A 282-nucleotide genomic window follows, 5' to 3' on the forward strand; every position below is an offset into this window, starting at 1 on the left:
CGCGACGCCGAGGGCTACAAGTACGATGTCGCCGCCGCCAAGCTCGCCTTCGATCGCTTCGGCGCGAAATTCCTGGCGCGCGGCGGCGAGCATGAAAAGGCCGAAGGTCCCGGCCGCGCGCGCAACGTCATCATCGAATTCGAATCATTCGCCGCTGCGCATGATTGCTACCATTCGCCGGAATACCAGCGCGCCGTCGCCATCCGCCAGAAGGTGGCCGACGGCGAGATCGTGCTGGTCGAAGGGCTTGACTAATGCATGTCGCCCAAAAGTGCGCAGCGG

General features: G+C 64.2%; 1 protein-coding gene. It reads left to right on the forward strand.

Annotation, left to right across the window (positions count from 1 at the left end; genetic code table 11):
* Positions 1-255, forward strand: a 255-nt coding sequence (locus tag EN804_RS36735; protein WP_135922452.1) for a DUF1330 domain-containing protein, incomplete at its 5' end; no start/stop codon positions are given.
* Positions 256-282: the final 27 nt, after the last annotated feature.

Origin of the sequence: Mesorhizobium sp. M8A.F.Ca.ET.161.01.1.1 (assembly GCF_004792105.1) — a bacterium.
Classification (GTDB): Bacteria; Pseudomonadota; Alphaproteobacteria; order Rhizobiales; family Rhizobiaceae; genus Mesorhizobium.